The following is a 26,116-nucleotide window of genomic DNA, read 5'->3' on the forward strand; positions in this document are numbered from 1 at the left end:
CGATTCAGCAACTTATTCCACAGGAGCGGAAAAATCATGAATCTTGATGAAATGATCAACAGCATGACGCCTGAGGTTTACCAGCGTTTATCGACCGCTGTTGAACTGGGGAAATGGCCAGATGGCGTTGCGCTGACTGAACAACAAAAAGAGAACTGCCTGCAACTGGTTATGCTGTGGCAAGCCCGAAACAATACCGACGCGCAGCATATGACCATCGACACCAACGGTCAGATGGTGATGAAGAGCAAGCAGCAGCTGAAAGAAGATTTTGGTATTACGGCGAAGCCAATTGCTATGTTTAAGTGATGGAGTTATCCCCTTTACAGGTAATTAATAAAGGGGATTGCCTGAAATTAATTGTCCAACCCCTCGTTGATTTCATTTGTAGCTTTAAACCTTTCCGGAGCTTCACGTCTGTATTAACCCCCTGAATTTTTCATCCCTGAATCCTTTCTTTCGTTAAGTAGGGATCACTGCTGAATTTCCCTCTTTTGCGTACCGCCTTCCATCAATCTGTAACCCATTCTCAGGTTTTCTGCGTATTTGTGATCTAAGTTGTAAATCGCAGATCATTATCTGTGTTTTAAAGATTTAATGTTGACCTCAAAAATCATGTGGGTAAGTATGATGGTCATCTAAGCAAAACAAAACACAGAGGATGACGCAATGAAAGCACTGGCTCGGTTTGGCAAGGCCTTTGGCGGCTACAAGATGATTGATGTCCCACGGCCCGTTTGTGGCCCGGAAGATGTGGTGATTGAAATTAAAGCCGCAGCTATCTGTGGTGCAGACATGAAACACTACAACGTTGATAGCGGTTCAGATGAGTTTAACTCGATTCGTGGCCATGAATTTGCAGGCCGAATTGCGCAGGTTGGCGAAAAAGTCAAAGACTGGAAAGTGGGGCAGCGCGTCGTCTCTGATAACAGTGGTCATGTTTGCGGCGTTTGCCCTGCCTGTGAACAAGGAGATTTTCTGTGTTGTACAGAAAAAGTGAATCTTGGTCTGGATAACAATACCTGGGGCGGTGGCTTTTCCAAATATTGTCTGGTTCCTGGCGAAATCCTCAAAATTCATCGCCATGCGCTGTGGGAAATTCCCGATGGCGTCGATTATGAGGACGCAGCCGTACTTGACCCTATCTGTAATGCCTACAAATCCATCGCGCAGCAATCGAAATTCCTTCCTGGTCAGGATGTGGTCGTCATCGGCACTGGCCCGCTCGGGCTGTTCTCTGTACAAATGGCGCGGATTATGGGGGCGGTAAATATCGTCGTCGTTGGTCTGCAAGAAGATGTGGCGGTCCGCTTCCCGATTGCAAAAGAACTGGGGGCGACGGCAGTAGTAAATGGTTCTACCGAAGATGTGGTGGCGCGCTGCCAGCAAATTTGTGGCAAAGACAATCTCGGTCTGGTGATTGAATGCTCCGGTGCCAATATCGCACTGAAACAAGCCATCGAAATGCTGCGCCCGAATGGGGAAGTGGTACGCGTTGGAATGGGCTTCAAACCTCTTGATTTCTCCATCAACGATATTACCGCATGGAACAAAAGCATCATTGGGCATATGGCCTATGACTCCACCTCCTGGCGTAACGCTATCCGGCTAATAGCCAGCGGCGCTATCAACGTCAAACCGATGATCACGCATCGTATCGGCCTTTCGCAATGGCGCGAAGGGTTTGATGCGATGGTCGATAAAACCGCAATCAAAGTGATTATGACGTACGACTTTGATGAATAACTACTCTCCTGAAGGAACGTTATCGCATGGAACAGATAACAAAACCGCATTGCGGCGCCCGGCTGGATCGTTTACCGGATTGTCGCTGGCATTCATCAATGTTTGCCGTCGTCGCTTTTGGCTTGCTTGTCTGCTGGAGTAATGCCGTAGGAGGCTTGATTCTCGCGCAGTTAAAAGCGTTGGGCTGGACAGATAATTCCACCACCGCCACCTTCTCGGCAATTACGACCACCGGAATGTTTCTTGGTGCGCTGGTGGGCGGCATTATCGGAGACAAAACCGGACGCAGAAACGCGTTCATCCTCTATGAGGCCATTCATATTGTCTCTATGGTTATTGGCGCTTTCTCGCCGAATATGGATTTCTTGATTGCCTGCCGCTTTGTGATGGGGGTCGGGCTGGGGGCATTACTGGTTACTCTGTTTGCCGGCTTCACCGAATATATGCCCGGTAGAAATCGTGGAACGTGGTCCAGTCGGGTTTCATTTATTGGCAACTGGTCATATCCGCTCTGTTCATTGATTGCGATGGGACTTACACCGCTAATTAGTGCCGAGTGGAACTGGCGAGTACAACTGCTCATTCCCGCAATATTGTCGCTTATCGCTACCGCGCTGGCCTGGCGTTACTTTCCTGAATCACCGCGCTGGCTGGAATCTCGCGGACGGTATCAGGAAGCAGAACAAGTCATGCGGAACATTGAAGAAGGGGTCATTCGCCAGACGGGTAAACCCTTACCGCCAGTGGTTATTGCTGATGACGGTAAAGCGCCACAAGCGGTGCCTTATTCTGCCTTACTGACGGGAGTATTACTGAGACGCGTTATTTTAGGCTCTTGTGTACTTATTGCCATGAACGTTGTGCAGTACACGTTAATTAACTGGTTGCCAACGATATTCATGACCCAGGGAATTAATTTAAAAGACTCCATTGTCTTAAATACTATGAGTATGTTTGGCGCGCCGTTTGGCATTTTTATTGCCATGCTGGTGATGGATAAAATTCCGCGTAAAACAATGGGTGTTGGGCTGTTAATTCTGATTGCGGTGCTCGGATATATCTATTCACTGCAAACCAGTATGTTGCTCATAACGTTGATTGGTTTCTTCCTGATTACTTTCGTCTATATGTACGTTTGCTATGCCTCGGCAGTGTATGTACCTGAAATCTGGCCGACAGAAGCCAAATTGCGTGGCTCGGGCCTGGCGAATGCAGTAGGGCGGATCAGTGGTATTGCCGCACCTTATGCCGTCGCAGTGTTACTAAGCAGCTATGGTGTTACTGGGGTATTTATCCTGCTTGGCGCTGTTTCAATTATTGTTGCAATTGCTATCGCCACCATTGGAATTGAAACCAAAGGTGTCTCGGTTGAAAGTCTAAGTATTGAAGCTGTGACTAATAAATAATTTTTAGGGGGAGAAATGAAAAATTCAAAAGCAATATTACAAGTACCTGGTACCATGAAAATTATTGCTGCAGATATACCCGTACCCAAAGAAGATGAAGTGCTGATTAAAGTGGAATATGTCGGTATTTGCGGTTCAGATGTACATGGTTTTGAATCAGGGCCGTTTATTCCACCTAAAGACCCAAATCAGGAAATTGGCCTGGGCCATGAATGTGCGGGGACGATTGTGGCTGTGGGAAGCCGCGTGCGTAAATTTAAACCAGGGGATCGGGTAAATATCGAACCTGGCGTTCCTTGTGGCCACTGCCGTTACTGCCTGGAAGGCAAATACAACATTTGCCCGGATGTCGATTTTATGGCGACGCAACCGAACTACCGTGGTGCATTAACGCACTATCTGTGTCATCCGGCGAGCTTTACTTACAAACTGCCCGACAACATGGACACGATGGAAGGGGCGCTGGTGGAGCCTGCGGCGGTCGGGATGCACGCCGCCATGCTGGCAGATGTTAAACCTGGCAAAAAGATTGTCATTCTGGGCGCGGGATGTATTGGTTTAATGACTTTGCAAGCGTGCAAGTGCCTCGGGGCAACGGAAATTGCCGTGGTCGATGTGCTGGAAAAACGTCTGGCAATGGCGGAACAGCTTGGTGCGGCAATGGTCATCAATGGCGCTAAACAAGACACTATTGCGTGCTGTCAGCAATTTACCGAAGACATGGGCGCAGATATTGTTTTTGAAACAGCGGGTTCTGCGGTAACGGTAAAACAAGCTCCCTATCTGGTGATGCGCGGTGGAAAAATTATGATTGTCGGCACAGTACCCGGCGATTCGGCCATCAACTTTCTCAAAATCAATCGGGAAGTCACCATCCAGACGGTTTTCCGCTATGCCAACCGTTATCCGGTCACGATTGAAGCTATTTCATCAGGGCGATTCGATGTGAAATCGATGGTAACGCATATTTACGATTACCAGAATGTACAACAGGCATTTGAAGAGTCGGTTAACAACAAACGCGACATTATTAAAGGCGTTATTAAACTTAGCGATTAATTACTACGGGAGAACGGAATATGCTAGCAGATATCAGATTTTGGGAAAACGATGCCACCAATAAACATTATGCAATTGCCCATTTTAACGTATGGAATGCAGAAATGTTGATGGGCGTTATCGACGCAGCCGAAGAAGCAAAATCACCGGTTATTATTTCTTTTGGTACGGGATTTGTCGGAAATACCTCATTCGAAGATTTCTCGCATATGATGGTATCGATGGCACAAAAAGCAACGGTACCGGTAATTACCCACTGGGATCATGGGCGGAGTATGGAAATTATCCATAACGCCTGGACTCATGGAATGAACTCCTTAATGCGCGATGCATCCGCGTTTGATTTCGAAGAAAATATTCGTTTAACCAAAGAGGCTGTTGATTTCTTCCATCCGCTGGGTATTCCGGTAGAGGCGGAATTAGGGCATGTCGGTAATGAAACCGTTTATGAGGAAGCGCTGGCGGGCTATCACTATACCGATCCTGACCAGGCCGCAGAATTTGTTGAACGCACGGGCTGTGACTCATTGGCTGTCGCCATTGGCAACCAGCATGGGGTTTATACGTCAGAGCCACAATTGAACTTTGAGGTCGTCAAACGCGTGCGCGATGCCGTTTCTGTTCCGCTGGTTTTACATGGCGCATCGGGGATCAGTGATGCCGACATTAAAACTGCAATTTCGTTGGGTATCGCGAAAATCAACATTCATACGGAACTGTGTCAGGCCGCAATGGTGGCAGTGAAAGAAAACCAGGATCATCCTTTCCTGCATTTAGAGCGTGAAGTGCGTAAAGCCGTAAAAGAACGGGCATTGGAAAAAATTAAACTGTTTGGTTCTGATGGCAAAGCGGAATGATGATATGGATAATCTCGATGTTATTTGTATAGGTGCCGCTATTGTTGATATTCCATTACAACCGGTCAGTAAAAATATCTTTGATGTAGATTCTTATCCTCTTGAAAGAATCGCAATGACCACCGGGGGCGATGCAATAAATGAAGCAACAATTATTTCTCGTCTGGGGCATCGTACCGCATTAATGAGCCGCATTGGTAAAGATGCCGCAGGGCAATTTATTCTCGACCATTGTCGCAAAGAGAATATTGATATTCAAAGCCTGAAACAGGATGTCAGCATAGATACCTCTATTAACGTTGGACTGGTGACGGAGGATGGCGAGCGGACATTTGTCACGAACCGTAACGGCAGTCTGTGGAAATTGAATATTGACGATGTTGATTTTGCGCGGTTTCCTCAGGCGAAATTATTATCACTGGCCAGTATTTTCAACAGTCCTCTATTGGATGGTAAAGCGCTAACAGAAATTTTTACGCAAGCGAAAGCCCGGCAGATGATCATTTGTGCCGATATGATCAAACCGCGGTTGAATGAAACGCTGGATGATATTTGCGAAGCATTGAGTTATGTCGATTATCTGTTTCCAAATTTTTCCGAGGCAAAATTACTCACAGGGAAAGATACGTTGGATGAAATTGCTGACTGCTTTCTTGAGTGCGGTGTAAAAACGGTAGTAATTAAGACGGGTAAAAACGGCTGTTATATCAAGCGTGGTGAAATGACGATGACGGTACCAGCAGTAGCGGGAATTACGGCCATCGACACCATTGGCGCGGGCGATAACTTTGCTTCAGGTTTTATTGCGGCACTGCTGGAAGGTAAAGAACTGCGTGAATGCGCGCGCTTTGCCAATGCAACGGCAGCTATATCGGTACTGAGTGTTGGTGCCACCACCGGTGTGAAAAACAGAAAGCTGGTCGAACAATTGCTGGAAGAATATGAAGGGTAATGAAGGCAAATGAAAATGATATCTTTAGGCACAACGGATATAACGCTTTCTCGGATGGGGTTGGGGACATGGGCCATTGGCGGAGGCCCTGCATGGAATGGCGATCTCGATCGGCAAATTTGTATTGATACAATTATTGAAGCTCATCGTTGCGGTATTAACCTGATTGATACTGCGCCAGGATATAACTTTGGGAATAGTGAAGTTATTGTCGGGCAGGCGTTAAAACAATTGCCTCGCGAACAAATTGTCGTCGAAACGAAATGCGGTATTGTCTGGGAACGAGAAGGCAGTTTATTCAACAAAGTCGGCGATCGTCAGTTGTACAAAAACCTCTCTCCTGAATCTATCCGCGAAGAAGTTGATGCCAGCTTGCAACGTCTCGGCATTGACTACATCGATATTTACATGACGCACTGGCAGTCGGTGCCGCCTTGTTTTACGCCGATTGCAGAAACCGTAGCAGTACTTAATGAACTGAAGGCTGAGGGGAAGATTCGTTCGATAGGCGCTGCTAATGTCGAAGCTGACCATATACGCGAATATCTGCGATATGGTGAGCTGGATATTATTCAGGCGAAATATAGCATCCTCGATCGGGCAATGGAAAACGAACTGCTGCCGCTATGTCAGGATAACGGCATTGTGGTTCAGGTCTATTCACCGTTAGAGCAAGGACTGCTGACAGGTACCATCACTCGCGATTATATTCCGGGCGGAGCACGGGCAAATAAAGTTTGGTTCCAGCGTGAAAATATGCTCAAAGTGATTGATATGCTTGAACAGTGGCGGCCACTTTGTGCGCGTTATCAGTGCACAATTCCTACTCTGGCGCTGGCGTGGATATTAAAACAGAGTGATTTAATCTCCATTCTTAGTGGAGCAACCGCGCCGGAACAGGTACGCGAAAACGTGGCGGCACTGAATATCAACTTATCGGATGCTGATGCAATATTGATGAGGGGAATGGCAGAGGCCCTGGGGCGTTAACTACTCCACACGAACCACCTCTGTTTCTTTGAAAACTGTGATGAAAATCTGTGATTCAAACAGGTTATTTTGAAAGTAAACATCGCTTATGCGATAATCGCGCTAATGTGATGTAAAAGAGACAGGGGTGTAATCGTGGCGGCAAAAGACAGGATTCAGGCAATTAAACAGATGGTTGCCAACGATAAAAAAGTAACGGTTTCGAATTTGAGCTCGATTTTTCAGGTAACCGAAGAAACCATTCGCCGCGATCTTGAGAAGCTGGAAGATGAAGGTTTTTTGACCAGAACTTATGGTGGCGCTGTTTTAAATACAGCGATGCTGACGGAAAATATTCATTTTTATAAGCGCGCTTCGTCGTTTTATGAAGAGAAGCAACTTATTGCTCGCAAGGCACTACCCTTTATCGACAATAAAACGACGATGGCAGCCGATTCCAGTAGTACCGTTATGGAATTGCTCAAATTGTTACAGGACCGTAGTGACCTGACGTTGCTGACCAACTCGGCGGAAGCCATTCATGTTCTGGCTCAGTCAGAAATTAAAGTTGTTTCAACCGGTGGGGAACTGAACAAAAACACGCTTTCTCTGCAAGGGCGAATTACTAAAGAGATCATCAGTCGTTATCACGTCGATATTATGGTGATGAGTTGTAAAGGTCTTGATATTAACAGTGGCGCGCTGGACTCGAACGAAGCTGAAGCTGAAATCAAAAAGACAATGATCCGCCAGGCGGCAGAAGTCGCGTTATTAGTCGATCACTCCAAGTTTGATCGCAAGGCTTTTGTCCAGTTAGCTGACTTTAGTCATATTAATTACATAATAACTGATAAATCACCGGGTGCAGAATGGGAAGAATTTTGCAAAGACAATAATATCCAGCTGGTGTGGTAGCTTAAACACACGTTGTCAATGTTATTTGTTCCAGCGCCTGTGAAATAAAATGATGATAAAAATGCGGCAAGTAAATTTGCCGCAATTGCTACCTTTTTTAGCAAAATTCGAGGCACCAAATGGAACAATATGATCAAATTGGCGCAAGACTGGACCGCTTGCCTTTGGCCCGGTTTCATTATCGTATATTTGGCATTATAAGTTTTAGTCTGTTATTAACGGGCTTTTTGAGTTACTCCGGTAATGTCGTCTTAGCAAAGCTGGTAAGCAATGGATGGTCAAATAATTTCCTCAATGCTGCTTTTACGTCGGCATTGATGTTTGGTTATTTCATCGGTTCGCTTGCCGGTGGATTCATTGGTGATTACTGTGGACGGCGCCGGGCATTCCGCATAAACCTTCTGATTGTCGGTATTGCGGCGACAGGCGCTTCTTTCGTCCCTGATATGTACTGGCTCATCTTCTTTCGCTTCCTGATGGGGACAGGAATGGGGGCGTTGATTATGGTTGGCTATGCTTCATTTACTGAGTTTATTCCCGCTCTGGTTCGTGGAAAATGGTCCGCGCGACTCTCATTTGTCGGCAACTGGTCGCCCATGTTGTCTGCGGCGATTGGCGTTGTCGTTATCGCTTTCTTCAGTTGGCGCATAATGTTTCTGCTGGGCGGTGTTGGGATATTATTAGCATGGTTACTTTCTGGTAAATATTTTATTGAGTCGCCTCGTTGGCTGGCGGGTATTGGACAATTAACGGGAGCAGAAAGGCAACTTCGTGAAGTAGAGCAGCAAATCGAAAAAGAGAAGGGTATTCATCTACCACCACTTGCTTTGAGGCAAAGCGAAAGTCGGAGTCATGAAATCAGTGGTACTTTTTGGTTGCTATTTAAAGGCGAGATGTTGCGGCGCACGTTAGTCGCGATTACGGTTTTAATTGCAATGAATATTTCGCTTTATACTATCACCGTATGGATACCGACCATATTTGTTAACTCTGGTATTGATGTTGATAAATCGATATTAATGACCGCTGTTATTATGATTGGTGCTCCGGTGGGAATATTCATTGCTGCGTTAGTTATTGATCACTTTCCTCGCCGATTATTTGGCTCGTCTTTGCTTATAATTATTGCTGTGTTGGGATATATATATTCGATACAAACTACAGAATGGGCTATTTTAGGCTATGGTCTGGTAATGATCTTCTTTCTTTATATGTATGTTTGTTTCGCGTCTGCGGTGTATATCCCGGAACTTTGGCCAACCCATTTACGCCTGCGCGGCTCGGGATTTGTTAATGCAGTAGGACGAATCGTCGCGGTCTTCACTCCTTATGGCGTCGCGGCGTTATTAACACATTATGGTTCGATAACGGTCTTTATGGTGCTTGGTGTCATGTTGGTGTTATGTGCGCTGGTCCTCTCCATTTTTGGCATCGAAACGCGGAAGGTGTCGCTGGAACGAATTTCTGGTGCGAATTGAATCTTCGCTGATTGTGTCAATTGCCAGATGCAACGCTGGCGTGTTTATCTGGCCTACGATGTAATTAAGGAATTGTAGGCCAGAGATGGATCTGACTAATTTTATCCCTGCGTCTCTTCCCAGTCTGCCAGCGTGTACAATGTTGCTCCGGCAACTGACATCTCCATAAACGCGTGCGCACTGTCCTGCGGCTGGATATTCACGCCACGACAGCCATCGGTAATCACGTTCACCTTATAACCTAACTGTAATGCGTCCAGGACGGTAAACTTCACGCAATAGTCCGTAGCCAGCCCCATAACGATCAATTCATTGATTTCATGGTCGCGCAACCAACCATCGAGCTCGGTTTTCTGCCGCCGCCCGTTATCAAAAAAGGCACTGTAACTGTCGACTAAAGAATTTTCGCCTTTGTGAAACACGGCATCAATCGACTTTTGCGCCAGCAGAGGGTGCAACGCCGCACCTTCGCTGTGTTGCACACAGTGATCGGGCCAGAAGGTTTGCGGTAGGCCATCGAGCTGACCCTGTGTATAAGGCTCTACACCTTGCTGGCTGGCGAAGCTGCCGTGATTGGCCGGATGCCAGTCCTGACTAGCGACGACCGCTTCACCGCGCGCTTTGCACCAGCTTATCAGGGCATTAGCAACATCAACCGTGCTATCGCCTTCGGCAACAGCCAGCGCACCGCCAGCGCAGAAATCATTTTGTAAATCGACCAGTAACAGAGCGCGTTGGGGCATTACAGTCTCCTTAATCATCCGGCGTCAGTTCGCCGCGTAGGTTTTGGCTCATGGCCTTGCGAATGGTTTCGGTATCCAGTCCCTGGCTGAGCAGGTAGTGCAGTTTGGTTAGCGTGGCTTCTACGGTCATATCCGCACCGCCAATAACACCGGCATGGGCGAGGGCGTTACCGGTGGCATAACCGCCCATATTCACTTTACCGGACATGCATTGTGTCAGGTTAACCACCACAATTCCGCGATCGCTGGCTTCTTGTAATTCTTGCAGGAATGCTTTGTTTTGCGGCGCATTACCCACGCCATAAGAGCGCAGAATCAACGCCTTAACCGGTTGACGCAGGAAGTTACGTACGACGTCAGCAGAAATCCCTGGATAAATCGTCACTACGCCGATCGGCTGTGGTGTAATCGGATGAACGATCAGCTCACCAGTACCGTGTGGGGCGGGCGGTGTATTTAAACGGCGAATATGAATACCCGCTTCCAGTAACGGTGGAAGGTTTGGTGACGCGAAGGCATCAAAACCATCGGCATGGGCTTTGGTGGTGCGGTTGCCGCGATACAGGCGATTATTAAAAAAGAGTGTGACTTCGTTGATGGGATAGTTCGCCGCAACGTACAACGCATTCAGCAAATTGATTTGTCCGTCAGAGCGTAACTCGGCCAATGGGATTTGTGACCCTGTCACAATAACCGGTTTTCCGAGGTTCTCCAGCATGAACGACAGCGCAGAGGCGGTATACGCCATCGTGTCAGTGCCGTGCAGAATGACAAAACCATCATAGTCGTCATAGTGCGCTTTAATATCTTCAGCAATATGCTGCCAGTCCTCTGGCGTCATATCAGAAGAATCCATCAGCGGCGTGTATTCATGAATGGTGAAATCCGGCATCTCCGGGCGATGGAACTCTGGCATCAGCGCCAGCTGGCGTTGTAGATGGCCCGACACCGGAATATATCCCTGCTCGGAACGCTGCATCCCGATGGTCCCGCCCGTGTAGGCAACGTAAATTGATTTCTTTTGCATGATATTGATATGAATGATACCGAAAGAGCAAAAGTATATACGTGAGGGGCGGCAAGCGCACCTGGATACTCTGTGGATATGAGAAAAGCCCGGCGGAACAGAGGGATTAGCGTTCCGCCGGAGAAAAATGGTTAATCCTGCAACGCATAGGTTACGGTCGTGACTACACGCACCGTTTTGTTAATCGCCGAGGGATCATCTTCGTCACTGCCACTGGCGAAAATCTGGAACACGCCTTGTGACGCATCGCTAATGGACCCCACCTGACTACCTGAATCCGTCGCAAACTGTAATGCTGCGTTACGTGCGTCTTTCGTTGCGGCAGCAATCATCTCCGCGCGAACTGCGCCAATACCATTAAAGCGGTAGGCGATTTTGCTATCAGCGATCGCGCCATCTGTGGCGATTTGCAGGTCGTTTAATTTAGCGACGATTTTTTCGACGGCAGCAACGTTATGCGTTTTTATCGTAACAGACCCGTCAGCGTTATAGCGTGGCATCGTCGGATCATCTTTGAGGTAAAAGGCATCCGTTCGCTTACTTGTCCATTGACCCACGTTGATCTCTTTGTCGTTAATCCCCTGAGCGTGGAATTCGGCAACAATCTTTTTCTGCGCATCTTCAAGTTTCGGGAACAGTTCGCCAGGAACATTACCCTTAAAGTTGATAGCAATTGTTAACTCAGCCGTATCTGCGCGAACTTCTTTTTCTGAAAGCCCCCGCACGTTCACATAACGGTTGTTGGTTTTTAGATGTTTAACACCATCGCCAACAAAATAACCACAGGCGCTGATCCCCAGTCCGAGGACAATAGCGGCAATTAAAGAGGGTGCCTTATTCACTGATGACTCCATATCAGATGCTAAATGAGCAAGGGAATGTAGTGGAGACAGGGAGTGAAAGACAGTCCGGTTCAGGAGTGTGGCCGACAGCATATCGGCCACATATTTGCAGGAATTAACGCACGTTGGCGCAGGTCAGGCAAAACGCGTAACGATTTTGCGGATCGTTAAAGGCTGCCAGCTTGTCGCTTTCGCTTTTAACGGTTGAAGCGACCGAGGCCAGCGGCGCAGGCAGCATGGCCTGGAGTGTATCTGGCAGCATTGCCCGGACTGAACCTGACATGTTGTCCATCACCTTGTCGAAGAAGGTCGGTTCATCGACGTAATATTCCAGATGCCATTGTTTCAGTTTTGCCAGTTCAGCCGCTTTGGCAACTGCATCATCGAAATCACCGAGACTATCGACCAGCCCATTCGCTTTTGCATCCTGACCGGTCCAGACATGGCCCTGGGCGATTTTATCAATCTGCTCTGGCGTCGAATTACGCGAATCAGCAACCAGCGTGATAAAGCGTTTATAGCCGTTCTCAATGCTCAATTGCATCATCTGCTGCACTTCTGGCGGCAGTGATTTAGTGATGGAAACATCTGCCAGTGGTGATGTAGACACGCCATCGGTATGTACACCAATCGAATCCAGGCTGTTTTCTACAGTGGTGATCACGCCGAAGATACCGATAGAACCGGTCAGGGTGCTCGGGTTAGCCACAATGTAATTGGCCGGCGTGGAGATCCAGTAACCACCGGATGCCGCCATACCGCCCATTGACACAACAACCGGTTTGCCAGCGGCTCTGGCGGCTGCCAGTTCAGAGCGAATCACTTCAGAAGCCGTTACGCTACCGCCAGGGCTGTTTACGCGCAGAACGATCGCTTTCACTTTCGGATCAAGGCGAGCGTCACGGATTTGTGCCGCAGTCGTATCGCCGCCAACATTCCCCTGAGTTTCTTCGCCATCCATAATCGCGCCATTAGCGAAGACGACACCGATGCTGTCGCCGGTATCTGCCGGAGTTTTCAGTGCGTAATCGTAATAACTGATGGCGCGATAATTTTTATCAGCCTTGCTCCAGCCAAACTCTTTGGTCAGGGCTTTTTCAATTTCGGCATTCGTTGCCAGCGCGTCGACCAGTTTGTTGTCCAGCGCGTATTTCGCAGTATCGCCACCCGTTTTGGTTAAGCCAGCAAGTAGCCCTTGCGCCCCAGGGAATACCTGCTGGGCAGGGATCTGGCGGTTAGCGGCAACGGTGTTGAGATAGTTTTGCCACAGTTCGCCAATCCAACGGCTATCGGCTTCGCGAGCCGCCGGGGACATATCATCACGAATAAACGGTTCAACGGCAGATTTATACGTACCCACACGGAACACATGGGTGGAAACTTTCAGCTTATCCAGCAACGATTTGTAGTACAGACCGTTGGTGGCAAAACCGTGCAGATCAACCGCGCCTTGCGGGGACAGCCAAATTTTGTTGGCGAAACTTGCGAGATAATATTGCCCCTGGCTGTAGTTCTCGCCAATGGCATAAACCGGTTTACCGCTGTCACGAAACTCTTTCAGGGCTTTGCCGATGTACTGCATAGACGGTTGGTCGCCGCCCGCAAAATCTTTCAAATCCATCACGATACCGGTGATATTCCGGTCATCTTTAGCCTGGCGAATCGTGTTCACGATATCAAACAGCGAATTTTCCTGCAGACGATCGGAACTGGCGCCAAGCAGCTGGCGGCTTAACTTACTAAACCGCTGCGAACTGTCGGGCTTATCGACGATCACGCCTGAAATATCGAGCAGTAATGCGCCACGACCGGCGGTTTCTTTGGTATCGCTACTACTGACCTGCATCCAGATCCCCACGCCAACCAGCACGAGGAAAATAAAGAACAGGTTAAGTACCATTTCACGGACAAAATTGAGCAGACGCCACGTCCATTTAAAAAATCCGGCAATAAATCGCCAAAGGGTTCGCATGTATTCTCCCAGACTAAAGGTCACACCTGTTGCAGGTGCAATAGATGTGGTTATCGTAATGACCCAACCGGCACTTGTCAGCAGGAATCGCGGACTGTGCTGTAACAAAATCCACTCTCGTGTTAATTTTGTGAATAAACATCATGACAGGAGTTAATCAAATGGATGCACTCGAACTATTGATCAACCGCCGAAGCGCCTCACGTCTGGCTGAACCTGCGCCGACTGGCGAACAACTGCAAAATATCCTGCGTGCCGGAATGCGTGCACCGGACCATAAGTCCATGCAACCGTGGCATTTTTTTGTGATTGAAGGGGAAGGCCGCGAACGTTTCAGTACCGTGCTGCAACAGGGTGCAATTGCTGCGGGTAGTGATGATAAAGCTATCGACAAAGCCCGTAATGCCCCGTTCCGTGCGCCGCTCATCATCACCGTGGTGGCGAAATGTGAAGAAAATCATAAAGTCCCGCGTTGGGAGCAGGAGATGTCTGCGGGTTGCGCGGTTATGGCGATGCAAATGGCGGCGGTTGCCCAGGGCTTTGGCGGCATCTGGCGTAGTGGTGGGTTAACCGAAAGTCCGGTGGTGCGCGAGGCGTTCGGCTGTCGGGAGCAGGATAAAATTGTCGGCTTTCTCTATCTCGGCACGCCGCAATTGAAAGCGTCAACGTCGATTAACGTTCCGGATCCGACGCCGTTTGTGACTTATTTTTGATAATTTTCGCAAAACTGTCTGGATTATGAGCAAAGGCGCAGGAATTCAGACACTCTCACTTATCACTTCACGGAATGAAGGTTACCATACCCGGATTGCATTGACAGGAGATGTCCATGAGCGAGAACTCGATTCGTTTGACCCAATACAGCCACGGAGCAGGTTGCGGCTGTAAAATTTCCCCAAAAGTGTTGGAAACCATTCTGCACAGCGAGCAGGCGAAGTTTGTTGATCCGAATTTGCTCGTGGGAAACGAAACCCGCGACGATGCGGCAGTATACGATCTTGGTAATGGCACCAGTGTCATCAGCACCACCGATTTCTTTATGCCGATCGTTGATAATCCTTTCGATTTTGGCCGCATTGCGGCGACTAATGCTATCAGCGATATCTTCGCGATGGGCGGCAAACCGATTATGGCCATTGCGATCCTTGGCTGGCCGATTAACAAACTTTCCCCGGAAATTGCCCGCGAAGTGACCGAAGGTGGTCGTTATGCATGTCGTCAGGCGGGTATTGCGCTGGCTGGCGGTCACTCCATCGATGCGCCGGAGCCGATTTTTGGTCTGGCGGTGACGGGGATCGTACCGACCGAGCGGGTGAAGAAAAACAGTACCGCACAAGCCGGATGCAAACTGTTCCTGACGAAACCGCTGGGAATTGGCGTTCTTACCACGGCTGAGAAAAAATCACTGCTGAAACCAGAACATCAGGGACTGGCGACAGAAGTGATGTGCCGGATGAATATCGCAGGCGCGTCCTTTGCCAACATCGAAGGCGTAAAAGCGATGACCGACGTTACGGGCTTTGGTCTGCTGGGCCACTTGAGCGAAATGTGTCAGGGGGCTGGTGTGCAGGCACGCGTCGACTATGAAGCGATCCCGAAACTCCCCGGTGTTGAAGAGTACATTAAGTTGGGCGCAGTACCTGGCGGCACCGAACGTAACTTTGCCAGCTACGGTCATCTGATGGGTGAAATGCCGCGTGAAGTGCGCGATCTGCTGTGCGATCCGCAAACTTCTGGCGGTCTGCTGCTGGCGGTCATGCCGGAAGCAGAAAATGAGGTCAGAGCTACAGCCGCCGAGTTTGGCATTGAACTGACGGCGATTGGCGAACTGGTGCCAGCGCGCGGCGGTCGTGCCATGGTTGAGATCCGTTAATTCAATGCGGTTGTTTATAGCCGAAAAACCGAGTCTGGCACGCGCTATTGCTGATGTCCTGCCCAAACCGCACCGTAAAGGCGATGGCTTTATCGAGTGCGGCAATGGTCAGGTGGTGACCTGGTGTATCGGTCACCTGCTTGAGCAGGCGCAGCCAGACGTCTACGACAGCCGCTATGCGCGCTGGAATCTGGCGGATTTGCCGATTGTCCCGGAAAAGTGGCAACTGCAACCGCGCCCCTCCGTAACCAAACAACTTAACGTCATTAAACGCTTTCTGCATGAAGCCAGCGAAATTGTTCATGCCGGTGACCCGGATCGTGAAGGGCAATTGCTGGTGGATGAAGTGCTGGACTACCTGCAACTGGCACCGGAAAAGCGCCAGCAAGTTCAGCGTTGCTTGATCAACGACCTGAACCCGCAAGCGGTTGAGCGGGCGATCGATCGTCTTCGCTCCAATAGCGAGTTTGTACCGTTATGCGTTTCTGCACTGGCGCGAGCGCGTGCCGACTGGCTGTACGGTATCAATATGACCCGCGCGTATACCATTCTCGGTCGCAATGCTGGCTATCAGGGTGTGCTTTCCGTTGGGCGCGTACAGACTCCCGTTCTTGGGCTGGTGGTGCGGCGCGATGAAGAAATAGAAAACTTCGTGGCGAAAGACTTCTTTGAAGTCAAAGCGCACATCGTGACACCTGCCGATGAGCGGTTTACCGCTATCTGGCAACCGAGCGAAGCGTGTGAACCGTACCAGGATGAAGAAGGGCGCTTATTGCATCGCCCGCTGGCGGAGCATGTGGTTAACCGCATCAGTGGTCAACCGGCGATCGTCACCAGCTATAACGATAAACGGGAATCAGAATCCGCGCCGCTGCCGTTTTCGCTTTCGGCGTTGCAGATTGAAGCGGCAAAACGCTTTGGTCTGAGCGCGCAGAACGTGCTTGATATCTGCCAGAAGCTGTACGAAACACACAAGCTAATCACTTATCCGCGTTCCGATTGTCGTTATTTGCCAGAAGAACATTTTGCCGGACGCCACGCGGTGATGAATGCCATCAGCGTTCATGCGCCGGGACTATTGCCGCAGCCGGTGGTTGACCCGAATTTACGCAACCGCTGCTGGGATGACAAAAAGGTCGATGCTCACCACGCCATTATCCCGACCGCGCGTAGTTCTGCCATCAACCTGACGGAGAACGAATCGAAGGTCTATAACCTGATTGCTCGTCAATACCTGATGCAGTTCTGCCCGGATGCGGTGTTCCGCAAGTGTGTTATCGAACTGGACATTGCCAAAGGCAAATTTGTCGCTAAAGCCCGTTTTCTTGCTGAAGCAGGCTGGCGCACGCTGTTAGGCAGCAAAGAGCGTGATGAAGAAAACGACGGTACGCCACTGCCTGTGGTGGCGAAAGGTGATGAGTTGCTGTGCGAGAAGGGCGAAGTGGTAGAGCGGCAAACCCAGCCGCCACGCCATTTTACCGATGCAACACTGCTTTCGGCGATGACCGGGATCGCGCGCTTTGTTCAGGATAAAGATCTGAAAAAGATCCTCCGTGCGACCGATGGTCTGGGAACAGAAGCGACCCGAGCCGGGATTATTGAACTGTTGTTCAAGCGTGGTTTCCTGACCAAAAAAGGGCGCTACATCCACTCCACCGACGCTGGAAAAGCGTTATTCCATTCGCTGCCAGAGATGGCGACGCGACCGGACATGACCGCGCACTGGGAATCGGTGCTGACGCAAATCAGCGAAAAGCAGTGTCGCTACCAGGACTTTATGCAACCGCTGGTGGGGACGCTTTACCAACTGATTGATCAGGCTCGCAGCACTCCGGTCAGGCAGTTCAGGGGAATTGTGGCACCAGGTGGGGAGTCAGTTAAAAAAGCACCCAATAAACGTGTGAAAAAAGCGGCAAAGCCTAAAAAAGATAATACGGATTCTGCTAATTAATTCGGTTTCCACTCTTAAACAAAGCCAGTGGTAGATATTCTGCCATTGGCTTTATTTATTATGATATAAATATCCACAGCTAAAATTATTAACGGAATGTCTTTATATTCACGTGATTAATGTTATTGGCTGCATCATTATAAATTATTTTAAAACGCAGGGGTTGTGAACATTATTCACAAAACGAATATATATAACTGCTCTATAAAAGAAACAGTTCATTTATTTGAAGAGGATAATTATGATTATCGGTATCGATCTCGGGACGACTAACAGTCTGGCAGCAGTCTGGCGAAATGGACAAAGTGAACTGATCCCCAATGCGTTAGGCAAGTTTTTAACGCCCAGCGTAGTTTGTGTTGATGAAGATGGTATAGTTTTGACAGGGGAGGCCGCTCGTGACCTGCAACTCATCAAACCACAAAACTGCGCAGCCAATTTTAAACGCATGATGGGCACATCAAAGACGTTTAAATTGGGCGGACGTGAATTTCGGGCAGAAGAACTCTCATCGCTGATATTACGTCAGCTAAAAGAAGATGCTGAAAGCTATTTAGGTGAAGAGATAACAGAAGCAGTAATTAGCGTACCTGCTTATTTTGGTGATGTGCAACGCAAAGCAACAAAATTGGCAGCTACAATGGCAGGCTTAAACGTCGAACGTTTAATTAACGAACCAACCGCCGCTGCACTGGCGTATGGTTTGCATAATAAAGATGATGAACATCAATTTCTGGTATTCGATTTAGGTGGTGGTACGTTTGATGTCTCCATACTGGAGTTGTTTGACAATATTATGGAAGTACGTGCCAGTGCCGGGGATAACTTTTTAGGTGGTGAAGATATTGTCGATATCCTGATCGATGCGTATTGCTCTCGTATGGATCTTCCTGAAAATATTGAATGGCGTGAACCGACACTCCAGCGCCATTTACGCATTGAAGCGGAGCGTGTGAAACGCGTGCTTAGTTTGCGCGACGAAGCTACTTTCAGTATGGAGATTGAAGGAAGGCGATATTACTGGCATCTGACCACAGAAAAATTTGAATTTTTATTACAGACCTTTTTCGAGCGAATCCGTATGCCACTGGAACGGGCAATTCGCGATGCCAAAATTAATATTAGCCAATTAGACCAGGTCGTTCTTGTGGGTGGCACTACACGTATGCCGCTGATTCGCAAACTTGTGACACGACTTTTTGGTCGTATACCGGGAATGCATTTAAACCCTGATGAAGTCATTGCTCAGGGCGCGGCTATTCAGGCCGCACTTAAAGTGCGCCACAGCGAATTACAAGATGTAGTAGTGACCGATGTTTGCCCTTATACGCTGGGCGTTGATACCTCTAAATCGCTGGGGCATACCCGCGAATCAGGTTATTTTGCACCAGTAATTGAACGTAACAGAAGTATTCCTTGTAGTCGCGTTCGTGCCTTTTACACGGCACATGATCAACAAACAGAGGTTAATTTTAAAATCTACCAGGGTGAAAGCAGGATGGTGGCTGATAATATTTTCCTTGCGGAGTTGTCAGTGAATGTTCCCCCAAAACCGGCCGGTGTTGTGCGTATTGATGTTCGTTTTACGTACGACATTAACGGTATTCTTGATGTTGATATCAGCGTGCCACTGACAGGGGCTAAAAATAGTCTGGTTATTGAACAGAATCCAGGGGCATTAACGGAAGAACAAATACAGCAGTCGTTGTCCAAATTAAGCCTGTTAAAAATTCACCCACGCGATGAACAGATAAACCAGGCCTTTATTGCCCGTCTTGATAACCTCTATCAACTTACGCTTGCGGAAACACGAGACTGGATAAGCAATTGCTCTCGTCAATTCAGTTATCTACTCGAGAAGCAGGATCCTGATCAACTTGCTGATTTTCGGGCTAAAGTTGAACCTACATTAGACTCTCTGGAATGGGAGCGTCTGCAATGAACTGCTGGGAAATATTAGGTTTACAACCTGGCGTGGATGAACGAGATATTAAGCGTCGTTATGCGCAACTGGTAAAAAATTGCCGCCCGGAAGATTCTCCCGAAGCCTGGCAACAATTGCACGATGCTTATGAACAGGCTTTACGTTATGACGACGAAGAGCTGTGGCAAGAAGATGAAGAAGAACAGTGGCAAGAAGAGGAAGAAGAGCAACCGATCAATATGTCCAGGGGGATTGTTCATCCTCGTCCTGTGATGACATTTCGCGCACCCAACACCTTTTCTGGTCATCCACTTCCAGACATCGCTGTTAAATCAGAAGGGGAACTCACCTGGCAAGCCGTTCTGGATATGCTCTTTGAGGAGAATGAAGCTATTCCCGAACACGCCCCCATGCAACTTGCTAAGGCGTTATCTTTCCTTGAGCATAAAGATCTCAGCTCACGAATGTGCTTTGAAGAAGCGTTATTACTGCATCTTCATCGGGTATTCCGGCCACTATTAACTCTCGCTGCAGCACAAACGTTCAGATGGCATTTAGTTGCAGGCAGTAGGCAACCCGCTATCCAGACAGAAATTAACGAAAGTTGTCTTCTTTATTATCGCATCGAAAAACAAATTACCCCTTTCTTTGCCAGTAACTTGCCTCCACTGGAAGAAATGGAAAACGGGAAGGAAATGGCTACGATTTATCAATCATTAAAGGATAGTGAAGAGAGCCTGAAATGGTTTGATATTGCAGTATTAAATAAAGTTGCTGAATTTGAGCTGTCAGACAACTATATGGCATTGTTAATAGAGCGTTTATCATATTCCTGGCGAAAAGAAAAAATGATTCGCAAGTGGAAATTAACAGGACGCTTCAATAATTTAGCAATGCAACATCATAGTGGATATGAAAAGTTGTTAAATGCTATAAAATTAAAAAGTCTTTATTATTATCCATCTTCTGTATTCCAGTCCTGCTTACATGCTGCAGAGCAAGGCTATTCACTTGCCTGGTATTCTCTTGGCAAAATGTATTATGAAGGTGATGAGGTTTCACAGGATCTAAAATTAGCTTTTAATTGGTTTACCCGCGCCGCGCAGCATAATGTTATCGATGCTCAGTATGCGTTGGGCGTTATGTATAACGATGGAAAGGGGACGGACAAGAACATTAGTGAGGCAAGAAAATGGTTTTTACTTGCAGCCGAAAATGGCAAATCATCTGCGCAATATGAACTTGCCTGTATCTCCCGCTTTGCTGTTGAGCCATTACGAAATTATGAAGAAGCATTACGGTGGTATTTAACTGCCGCCACACAAGGGCATGAACTGGCCCAATATGAGTTGGGACAAATGTATATACAAGGTATTGGTGTGGCGCGTGATGAGGTGCAGGCCCATCGTTGGTTTTTGCAATCGGCGGAACAGGACCATCCTGACGCACAATATCATACTGCAAGGTTGTATAGTGAAAGCGAAAAAATTCCTCAGGATCCGGAAAAAGCACTGTACTGGTTTACCATATCTGCAAAAAATGGTTCCGGGGATGCCATGTATGAATTGGGGAAATATTATTTAACCAACAATGATGATCCTGAAAATAACGCTGAGGCTATTCAATGGCTTACTGGTGCAGCGCAGCGTGGGCGAATAGAGGCGATATTTTTGTTAGCCGAAATGTATCTCTGCGGTACAAAAGATATCGCAAAAGATGAAAATCATGCGCTGCACTGGTACGAAAAAGCGGCGCGTTTAGGGGCGACCGAAGCGCAACACCAGACTGCAGCAATGTATGCTCAGGGGACAGGCACTAAAATTGATAATAAACAAGCATGGATGTGGTTAACAATTGCCGGAAATAACAATCCCTGGATTGAAAAAGATGCGTTGCGATGCTTAATGTCTGAACAGGATATTCAGGATGCAGAACAAACGGCTGCAAATTGCAAACGTCTGCTAAGGATTTAATTAACTCAGGGAAAATCGTCTGGTTATAAGGAAAACCAGACGATTGTAATAACGATTAAATCACGCCCTGGCTTAACATCGCATCCGCAACCTTCACAAAGCCCGCAATGTTCGCGCCCTGCACGTAGTTGGTTTGCTCACCTTCACCACCATGTTCAACACAGGCATGGTGGATATCCAGCATGATGTGATGCAAACGTGCGTCAACTTTCTCGGCTTTCCAGCCCAGACGCGCAGCGTTTTGCGCCATTTCCAGGCCCGATGTTGCTACACCGCCAGCATTAGCCGCTTTACCCGGAGCAAACAGTACGCCTGCCTGCTGGAACAGTTCAGTCGCTTCGATGGTGGTTGGCATATTTGCCCCTTCGGCGACGGCTTTAACGCCATTGGCGATAAGCTGATGCGCGGCGTCAACATCCAGTTCGTTCTGGGTGGCGCAAGGCAGGGCGATATCAACTGGTACGGACCACGGCTGTTGGCCTTCGAGATAGACCAGGCCAAATTCTTTGGCGTAATCTGCCACTCGACCATCGCGGCTGGCTTTGATTTCGATCAGACGTGCCAGTTTCTCTTTCGTGAATCCGCTTTCATCAACTACAGTGCCGCTGGAGTCTGACGCAGTGATCACACGAGCACCAAATTCCATCGCTTTTTCGATAGCGTACTGGGCGACGTTGCCGGAGCCAGAAACGGAAACGCGCATCCCTTCAAAACCCATACCGTGGCGTTTAAGCATCGCTTCTGTGAAATAGACCAGGCCGTAGCCGGTAGCTTCCGGGCGAATAAGACTGCCGCCAAAAGAAAGACCCTTACCGGTGAAGACGCAGGCGGTATTGTTGGAGAGCTTTTTCATCATCCCCGCCATAAAGCCGACTTCACGACCACCAACGCCGATATCACCTGCCGGAACGTCGGTATCCGCGCCCAGGTGGCGATACAGTTCAGTCATCAGTGCCTGGCAGAAACGCATCACTTCGCCTTCGCTTTTCCCTTTCGGGTCGAAATCGCTGCCGCCTTTACCACCGCCCATCGGCAGGGTAGTCAGGGCATTTTTGAAGGTTTGCTCGAAGCCGAGGAATTTGAGAATGGAGAGGTTAACTGACGGATGGAATCGCATACCGCCTTTGTACGGGCCGATGGCGGAGCTGAACTGCACGCGCCATGCTCGGTTGACCTGCACCTGGTTGCGATCGTCAACCCATACCACGCGAAACTGGATCACGCGCTCCGGTTCAACCAGACGCTCCAGTAATGACATCTGGCGATATTTGGGATTTTGTTCAAGAAAAGGCCAGAGTGTGGTCATTACTTCACGAACGGCTTGCGCGAACTCGGTTTGATTCGGGTCGCGCTTTTGTACATGGTTGAGGAATGACTCCAGAGAATATGTCTGATCCATAGATATAAAACCCTTATATATTAAGACGATTGTGCGTATGTTGTTTGTTTTGCAGTTTTCGACTATACCATCAAGAATGTGACGGTAAGCAAGTAAAAAATGACACCGGAAAGCAAATTAATAATGTGAGGAATTTATAAACGCCGCCTAATGTCGGATACATCTTCTTCGGTCTACCAAAATGGGGACATTTGGTGGATAAGGCATTCACGCCGCGTCCGGCAACCAGACGCTAAAGTTTTCCCGCCAGGTTACCGTTATCAGTAGCAGAGACAACGAAATATAAGGAGTTTCCAGTGAGTCGAGCATTGTTCGCCGTAGCGTTGGTATTCCCGTTTTTTGCGCTGGCTAATCAGCATTATCGTCCGGATGTGGAAGTGAATGTGCCGCCGGAAGTGTTTAATTCTGGCGGACAGTCGGCGCAGCCCTGTAGCCAGTGCTGCGTTTATCAGGATCAAAACTATTCTGAAGGGGCCGTAATTAAAGCAGAGGGAATACTGTTGCAATGCCAGCGGGATGATAAAACCATTAGCACCAATCCGTTGGTCTGGCGGCGCGTAAAGCCATAAACGCCTGTAAAAGCGGAATGTCAGCAGGGGCCAGCGGATATTGCGTTGTCTCCTCTGGTGCACACCAGACCAACGCCTGATGTTCATGTGCCTGTAACGTCCCTTGGAAGTCGGGTACGTGCCAGGCATGAAGATGGATAATCCGCCCTGAAACTTCCCGCTGGTGGCTGGCTACATATTTCCCGATGATAGCATCGATACCGAGCTCTTCACGCAGCTCGCGTATCAGCGCCTGTTGCTGGCTTTCTCCTGGTTCGACTTTACCGCCAGCAAATTCCCATAATCCCGCTTGATCGCTATGCGCAGGGCGTTGCGCGATTAAAATTTTGCCATCCCGTTCGATAATGGCGGCAACAACATCAATCATTTCCATAAATTACACACGGTCGAATACAGGAAAAATGCCATAATATCCGCAGTGTTGCCCGAGCTGAAGGGTTTTATTTCTTAAGGAGTACCCGTGTTAGACCGCCATCTTCATCCCCGAATTAAGCCTTTGTTGCATCAGTGCGTGCGAGTTCTGGATAAACCGGGCATTACACCTGATGGTTTAACGTTAGTGGGGTTTGCCATCGGCGTGCTGGCGCTGCCGTTTCTGGCACTGGGCTGGTATTTGGCGGCGCTGATTGCCATTTTACTGAACAGGTTGCTTGATGGTCTGGACGGTGCGCTGGCGCGGCGCAGAGGGTTAACCGACGCGGGGGGCTTTCTCGATATTTCGCTGGATTTTCTTTTTTACGCGCTGGTACCGTTCGGGTTTATTCTCGCCGCACCGGAACAAAATGCGCTGGCGGGCGGCTGGCTGCTGTTTGCGTTTATCGGCACGGGCAGCAGTTTTCTCGCATTTGCTGCGTTGGCGGCGAAACATCAGATTGATAATCCCGGTTATGCGCACAAATCGTTTTACTATCTGGGCGGGTTAACAGAAGGCAGCGAGACGATTTTGCTGTTTGTTTTAAGTTGTCTCTTTCCGGAATATTTCCCGTGGTTTGCCTGGATTTTTGGCGCGCTTTGTTGGATGACGACATTAACGCGGATTTGGAGTGGGTATCTGACGCTGAAGTCGCTTCAGCGTCAGTAATTGCCATGTTATTGGCTACTGTCCGGGCCGCGTTCACCGGTTGCTACCGGGTTTTTCGGATCGCTGCTCCATTCGTACCAGCCACCGTCATAAACGGAGACGTTATTCCAGCCCATGGCGCGTGCGTACATAAAGGTTTCAGACGCGCGCCAGCCGGTGCCGCAGTAGAATGAAACTTGCTGATCTGGTTTGATATTCCACGCTTTCCACATAGCGGCAATATCATCGGCGCTGCGCATGGTGCCATCCGGGTTATGGAAATCTTCCATATGGGTCGAGTCGCTGCCTGCGTGTCCCCAACGTGCCCCGGCTATTTCACCTTTTGGTTTAATGTAGCTGTAACCGCTGGTCGTACCGATAAATTCTGGCCACGAACGAATGCTCACCAGCGATGCATCCTGGCGATGCAGCAGCCCGCGAGCCTGCTCCATATCAAGCATCAGTTGCGGTTGCGCTGGGATCTTCACGCCGAAATCCGGTTCCGGTTTCACTTTCGGTGGCGTACCGCGCTCAACGGGCAGACCTGCGTCGGACCAGGTTTGCCAGCCGCCATCCAGAAGGCGGACATCTTTCACGCCAGCGTAGAGCATAATCTGCGCCACGCGCGCTGCGGCGTAAACATCACGTCCGTAGAGAATGACCGTGGTGTCATGACGAATGCCGTGCTTCGCCAGCATTGCTTTAAGCTGTTCGTCAGAGACTTTATTCCACAGTGGTTCGCTTTCCACTTCGTTGGTATCGATGTAGTCAGCGCCGGGAATATGGCTGATAAGGTAAAGCTTAGGAGCGCCCCAGGCCGCTTCAATGACTTTCCAGTCACCCGCAGGTTTCGCCGTAACTTCTTTACCTTGTTGCAGGTCATGCAGCCATTGCGGATAAACCAGCTGCTCAAAGTGAGGCAGTTTTTGCAGTCGGGAAGGTTCGCTCAGTGCATCACTCAAGATAGAGATATGTGTAAAGCCTGCTTTTTGTAGTCGCGTTTTGACGGCATCGACATCTTTGTCATTACCGTACAGCGCCACTGGCGCATCCGTTTTCAGGTTATGTTGCTTGATCCACTCGTTGAACTGTTCGGCGCTCATTTTGTCGAGCCAGCTAGCAGAAAGGTTTAAGGCGGCAGGTTCATGACCGGAAGGGCCATTTAAGGTTTGTGGCCAGCCGTTATAAAACGCACTGGGGCGAGTATCTATCGCTTTGCCATTTTGTTGTTGAAGCTGGTCAAGTGTAAGAGGCTTCGCCAGTTCAGCGGCCCACGAAGAAGCGCAAGCCAGCCCTAAAGCCATTGCCAGCGCGGTCATTTGAGAAACACGTTTCATCGAAAATCCCGACATTGTAGTTTTGAGTGCGCCATTCTGAACTGACATATCGGGAAAAACTTTG

Annotated in this window: 23 protein-coding genes; 16 read left to right on the forward strand and 7 right to left on the reverse strand. The window is 48.8% G+C overall.

Annotated elements, in window-relative coordinates; translation table 11 throughout:
* Positions 1-36: 36 nt before the first annotated feature.
* The 9 genes from D9741_RS05130 (at position 37) to D9741_RS05170 (ending at position 9,382) form a co-directional block, all read left to right on the forward strand.
* Positions 37-309: a YeaC family protein gene (locus D9741_RS05130; RefSeq protein WP_130208380.1), complete on the forward strand. Its 273-nt coding sequence runs from the start codon at positions 37-39 to the stop codon at positions 307-309.
* Positions 310-669: 360 nt separating this feature from the next.
* Positions 670-1,746 carry a zinc-binding dehydrogenase gene (locus D9741_RS05135; RefSeq protein ID WP_130218801.1) on the forward strand — a complete coding sequence of 359 codons (1,077 nt, stop codon included), beginning with the start codon at positions 670-672 and terminating at the stop codon, positions 1,744-1,746.
* Positions 1,747-1,772: 26 nt separating this feature from the next.
* A complete protein-coding gene (locus tag D9741_RS05140; protein WP_130218803.1) occupies positions 1,773-3,152 on the forward strand; it encodes an MFS transporter in 1,380 nt (459 codons plus the stop codon).
* A gap of 15 nt (positions 3,153-3,167) precedes the next feature.
* A complete protein-coding gene (locus D9741_RS05145; protein ID WP_130218805.1) occupies positions 3,168-4,211 on the forward strand; it encodes an NAD(P)-dependent alcohol dehydrogenase in 1,044 nt (347 codons plus the stop codon).
* 20 nt (positions 4,212-4,231) lie between these two features.
* Positions 4,232-5,068, forward strand: a complete 837-nt coding sequence (locus D9741_RS05150) for a ketose-bisphosphate aldolase (protein WP_130218807.1) — start codon at positions 4,232-4,234, stop codon at positions 5,066-5,068.
* A 4-nt stretch (positions 5,069-5,072) separates the two neighbouring features.
* Positions 5,073-6,020 (forward strand): sugar kinase, encoded by a 948-nt coding sequence (locus D9741_RS05155; RefSeq protein ID WP_130218809.1) that lies wholly within the window; start codon positions 5,073-5,075, stop codon positions 6,018-6,020.
* A gap of 9 nt (positions 6,021-6,029) precedes the next feature.
* Positions 6,030-7,010, forward strand: a complete 981-nt coding sequence (gene ydjG / locus D9741_RS05160; protein ID WP_130218811.1) for an NADH-dependent methylglyoxal reductase — start codon at positions 6,030-6,032, stop codon at positions 7,008-7,010.
* 135 nt (positions 7,011-7,145) lie between these two features.
* Positions 7,146-7,904 carry a DeoR/GlpR family DNA-binding transcription regulator gene (locus D9741_RS05165; RefSeq protein WP_130218813.1) on the forward strand — a complete coding sequence of 253 codons (759 nt, stop codon included), beginning with the start codon at positions 7,146-7,148 and terminating at the stop codon, positions 7,902-7,904.
* Positions 7,905-8,023: 119 nt separating this feature from the next.
* Positions 8,024-9,382, forward strand: coding sequence for an MFS transporter (locus D9741_RS05170; protein ID WP_130218815.1), 1,359 nt, complete (start codon positions 8,024-8,026; stop codon positions 9,380-9,382).
* A 101-nt stretch (positions 9,383-9,483) separates the two neighbouring features.
* Here the strand turns inward: D9741_RS05170 and pncA are convergent, their stop codons facing one another.
* The 4 genes from pncA to sppA form a co-directional block, all read right to left on the reverse strand.
* Positions 9,484-10,125: a bifunctional nicotinamidase/pyrazinamidase gene (gene pncA / locus D9741_RS05175; protein ID WP_130218817.1), complete on the reverse strand. Its 642-nt coding sequence runs from the start codon at positions 10,123-10,125 to the stop codon at positions 9,484-9,486.
* Between the two features lie 10 nt (positions 10,126-10,135).
* Positions 10,136-11,152: an asparaginase gene (ansA, locus tag D9741_RS05180; RefSeq protein WP_130218819.1), complete on the reverse strand. Its 1,017-nt coding sequence runs from the start codon at positions 11,150-11,152 to the stop codon at positions 10,136-10,138.
* 131 nt (positions 11,153-11,283) lie between these two features.
* Positions 11,284-11,994, reverse strand: a complete 711-nt coding sequence (locus tag D9741_RS05185; protein ID WP_130218821.1) for an SIMPL domain-containing protein — start codon at positions 11,992-11,994, stop codon at positions 11,284-11,286.
* Between the two features lie 115 nt (positions 11,995-12,109).
* Positions 12,110-13,966: a signal peptide peptidase SppA gene (gene sppA, locus D9741_RS05190; RefSeq protein ID WP_130218823.1), complete on the reverse strand. Its 1,857-nt coding sequence runs from the start codon at positions 13,964-13,966 to the stop codon at positions 12,110-12,112.
* Between the two features lie 161 nt (positions 13,967-14,127).
* Here sppA and D9741_RS05195 point away from each other — a divergent pair, with 161 nt between their 5' ends.
* The 5 genes from D9741_RS05195 (at position 14,128) to D9741_RS05215 (ending at position 21,687) form a co-directional block, all read left to right on the forward strand.
* Positions 14,128-14,679 (forward strand): NAD(P)H nitroreductase, encoded by a 552-nt coding sequence (locus D9741_RS05195; RefSeq protein ID WP_130218825.1) that lies wholly within the window; start codon positions 14,128-14,130, stop codon positions 14,677-14,679.
* A gap of 116 nt (positions 14,680-14,795) precedes the next feature.
* Entirely contained in the window at positions 14,796-15,839 is a 1,044-nt protein-coding gene (gene selD, locus D9741_RS05200; protein ID WP_130218827.1) for a selenide, water dikinase SelD, read from the forward strand.
* Between the two features lie 4 nt (positions 15,840-15,843).
* Positions 15,844-17,790 carry a DNA topoisomerase III gene (gene topB, locus D9741_RS05205; protein ID WP_130218829.1) on the forward strand — a complete coding sequence of 649 codons (1,947 nt, stop codon included), beginning with the start codon at positions 15,844-15,846 and terminating at the stop codon, positions 17,788-17,790.
* A 241-nt stretch (positions 17,791-18,031) separates the two neighbouring features.
* Entirely contained in the window at positions 18,032-19,732 is a 1,701-nt protein-coding gene (locus D9741_RS05210) for a molecular chaperone HscC (protein ID WP_130218831.1), read from the forward strand.
* Positions 19,729-21,687, forward strand: a complete 1,959-nt coding sequence (locus D9741_RS05215) for an SEL1-like repeat protein (RefSeq protein ID WP_130218833.1) — start codon at positions 19,729-19,731, stop codon at positions 21,685-21,687. Before D9741_RS05210 ends, D9741_RS05215 begins: the two co-directional genes overlap by 4 nt.
* A gap of 55 nt (positions 21,688-21,742) precedes the next feature.
* Here D9741_RS05215 and gdhA read toward each other — a convergent pair whose 3' ends face one another.
* Positions 21,743-23,086, reverse strand: coding sequence for an NADP-specific glutamate dehydrogenase (gene gdhA, locus D9741_RS05220; RefSeq protein ID WP_000373044.1), 1,344 nt, complete (start codon positions 23,084-23,086; stop codon positions 21,743-21,745).
* Between the two features lie 296 nt (positions 23,087-23,382).
* Between gdhA and D9741_RS05225 the strand changes: the two genes are divergently transcribed.
* Positions 23,383-23,655, forward strand: coding sequence for a YnjH family protein (locus D9741_RS05225; protein ID WP_130218835.1), 273 nt, complete (start codon positions 23,383-23,385; stop codon positions 23,653-23,655).
* Here the strand turns inward: D9741_RS05225 and D9741_RS05230 are convergent.
* On the reverse strand, positions 23,615-24,028 hold the full coding sequence (locus tag D9741_RS05230; protein WP_130218837.1) for a pyrimidine (deoxy)nucleoside triphosphate diphosphatase: 414 nt from the start codon (positions 24,026-24,028) through the stop codon (positions 23,615-23,617). The two genes, D9741_RS05225 and D9741_RS05230, sit on opposite strands and share 41 nt — an antisense overlap.
* Before the next feature lie 87 nt (positions 24,029-24,115).
* On the opposite strand from D9741_RS05230, the gene D9741_RS05235 reads away from it, so the two are divergent.
* Entirely contained in the window at positions 24,116-24,736 is a 621-nt protein-coding gene (locus D9741_RS05235; RefSeq protein WP_130218839.1) for a CDP-alcohol phosphatidyltransferase family protein, read from the forward strand.
* An 8-nt stretch (positions 24,737-24,744) separates the two neighbouring features.
* Here the strand turns inward: D9741_RS05235 and ynjE are convergent, their stop codons facing one another.
* A complete protein-coding gene (gene ynjE, locus D9741_RS05240) occupies positions 24,745-26,052 on the reverse strand; it encodes a thiosulfate sulfurtransferase YnjE (RefSeq protein WP_130218841.1) in 1,308 nt (435 codons plus the stop codon).
* Between the last annotated feature and the right edge of the window lie 64 nt (positions 26,053-26,116).

It is taken from the genome of Escherichia sp. E14V7 (assembly GCF_004212225.1).
Classification (GTDB): domain Bacteria; phylum Pseudomonadota; class Gammaproteobacteria; order Enterobacterales; family Enterobacteriaceae; genus Escherichia.

Excerpts from the sequence above, each read along its gene's own strand:
- D9741_RS05130 (WP_130208380.1), top strand. The coding sequence starts at position 37 with ATGAATCTTGATGAAATGATCAACAGCATGACGCCTGAGGTTTACCAG.
- D9741_RS05135 (WP_130218801.1), top strand. The coding sequence starts at position 670 with ATGAAAGCACTGGCTCGGTTTGGCAAGGCCTTTGGCGGCTACAAGATG.
- D9741_RS05140 (WP_130218803.1), top strand. The coding sequence starts at position 1,773 with ATGGAACAGATAACAAAACCGCATTGCGGCGCCCGGCTGGATCGTTTA.
- D9741_RS05145 (WP_130218805.1), top strand. The coding sequence starts at position 3,168 with ATGAAAAATTCAAAAGCAATATTACAAGTACCTGGTACCATGAAAATT.
- D9741_RS05150 (WP_130218807.1), top strand. The coding sequence starts at position 4,232 with ATGCTAGCAGATATCAGATTTTGGGAAAACGATGCCACCAATAAACAT.
- D9741_RS05155 (WP_130218809.1), top strand. The coding sequence starts at position 5,073 with ATGGATAATCTCGATGTTATTTGTATAGGTGCCGCTATTGTTGATATT.
- ydjG (WP_130218811.1), top strand. The coding sequence starts at position 6,030 with ATGAAAATGATATCTTTAGGCACAACGGATATAACGCTTTCTCGGATG.
- D9741_RS05170 (WP_130218815.1), top strand. The coding sequence starts at position 8,024 with ATGGAACAATATGATCAAATTGGCGCAAGACTGGACCGCTTGCCTTTG.
- pncA (WP_130218817.1), bottom strand. The coding sequence starts at position 10,125 with ATGCCCCAACGCGCTCTGTTACTGGTCGATTTACAAAATGATTTCTGC.
- ansA (WP_130218819.1), bottom strand. The coding sequence starts at position 11,152 with ATGCAAAAGAAATCAATTTACGTTGCCTACACGGGCGGGACCATCGGG.
- sppA (WP_130218823.1), bottom strand. The coding sequence starts at position 13,966 with ATGCGAACCCTTTGGCGATTTATTGCCGGATTTTTTAAATGGACGTGG.
- D9741_RS05195 (WP_130218825.1), top strand. The coding sequence starts at position 14,128 with ATGGATGCACTCGAACTATTGATCAACCGCCGAAGCGCCTCACGTCTG.
- selD (WP_130218827.1), top strand. The coding sequence starts at position 14,796 with ATGAGCGAGAACTCGATTCGTTTGACCCAATACAGCCACGGAGCAGGT.
- topB (WP_130218829.1), top strand. The coding sequence starts at position 15,844 with ATGCGGTTGTTTATAGCCGAAAAACCGAGTCTGGCACGCGCTATTGCT.
- D9741_RS05210 (WP_130218831.1), top strand. The coding sequence starts at position 18,032 with ATGATTATCGGTATCGATCTCGGGACGACTAACAGTCTGGCAGCAGTC.
- D9741_RS05215 (WP_130218833.1), top strand. The coding sequence starts at position 19,729 with ATGAACTGCTGGGAAATATTAGGTTTACAACCTGGCGTGGATGAACGA.
- gdhA (WP_000373044.1), bottom strand. The coding sequence starts at position 23,086 with ATGGATCAGACATATTCTCTGGAGTCATTCCTCAACCATGTACAAAAG.
- D9741_RS05230 (WP_130218837.1), bottom strand. The coding sequence starts at position 24,028 with ATGGAAATGATTGATGTTGTTGCCGCCATTATCGAACGGGATGGCAAA.
- ynjE (WP_130218841.1), bottom strand. The coding sequence starts at position 26,052 with ATGAAACGTGTTTCTCAAATGACCGCGCTGGCAATGGCTTTAGGGCTG.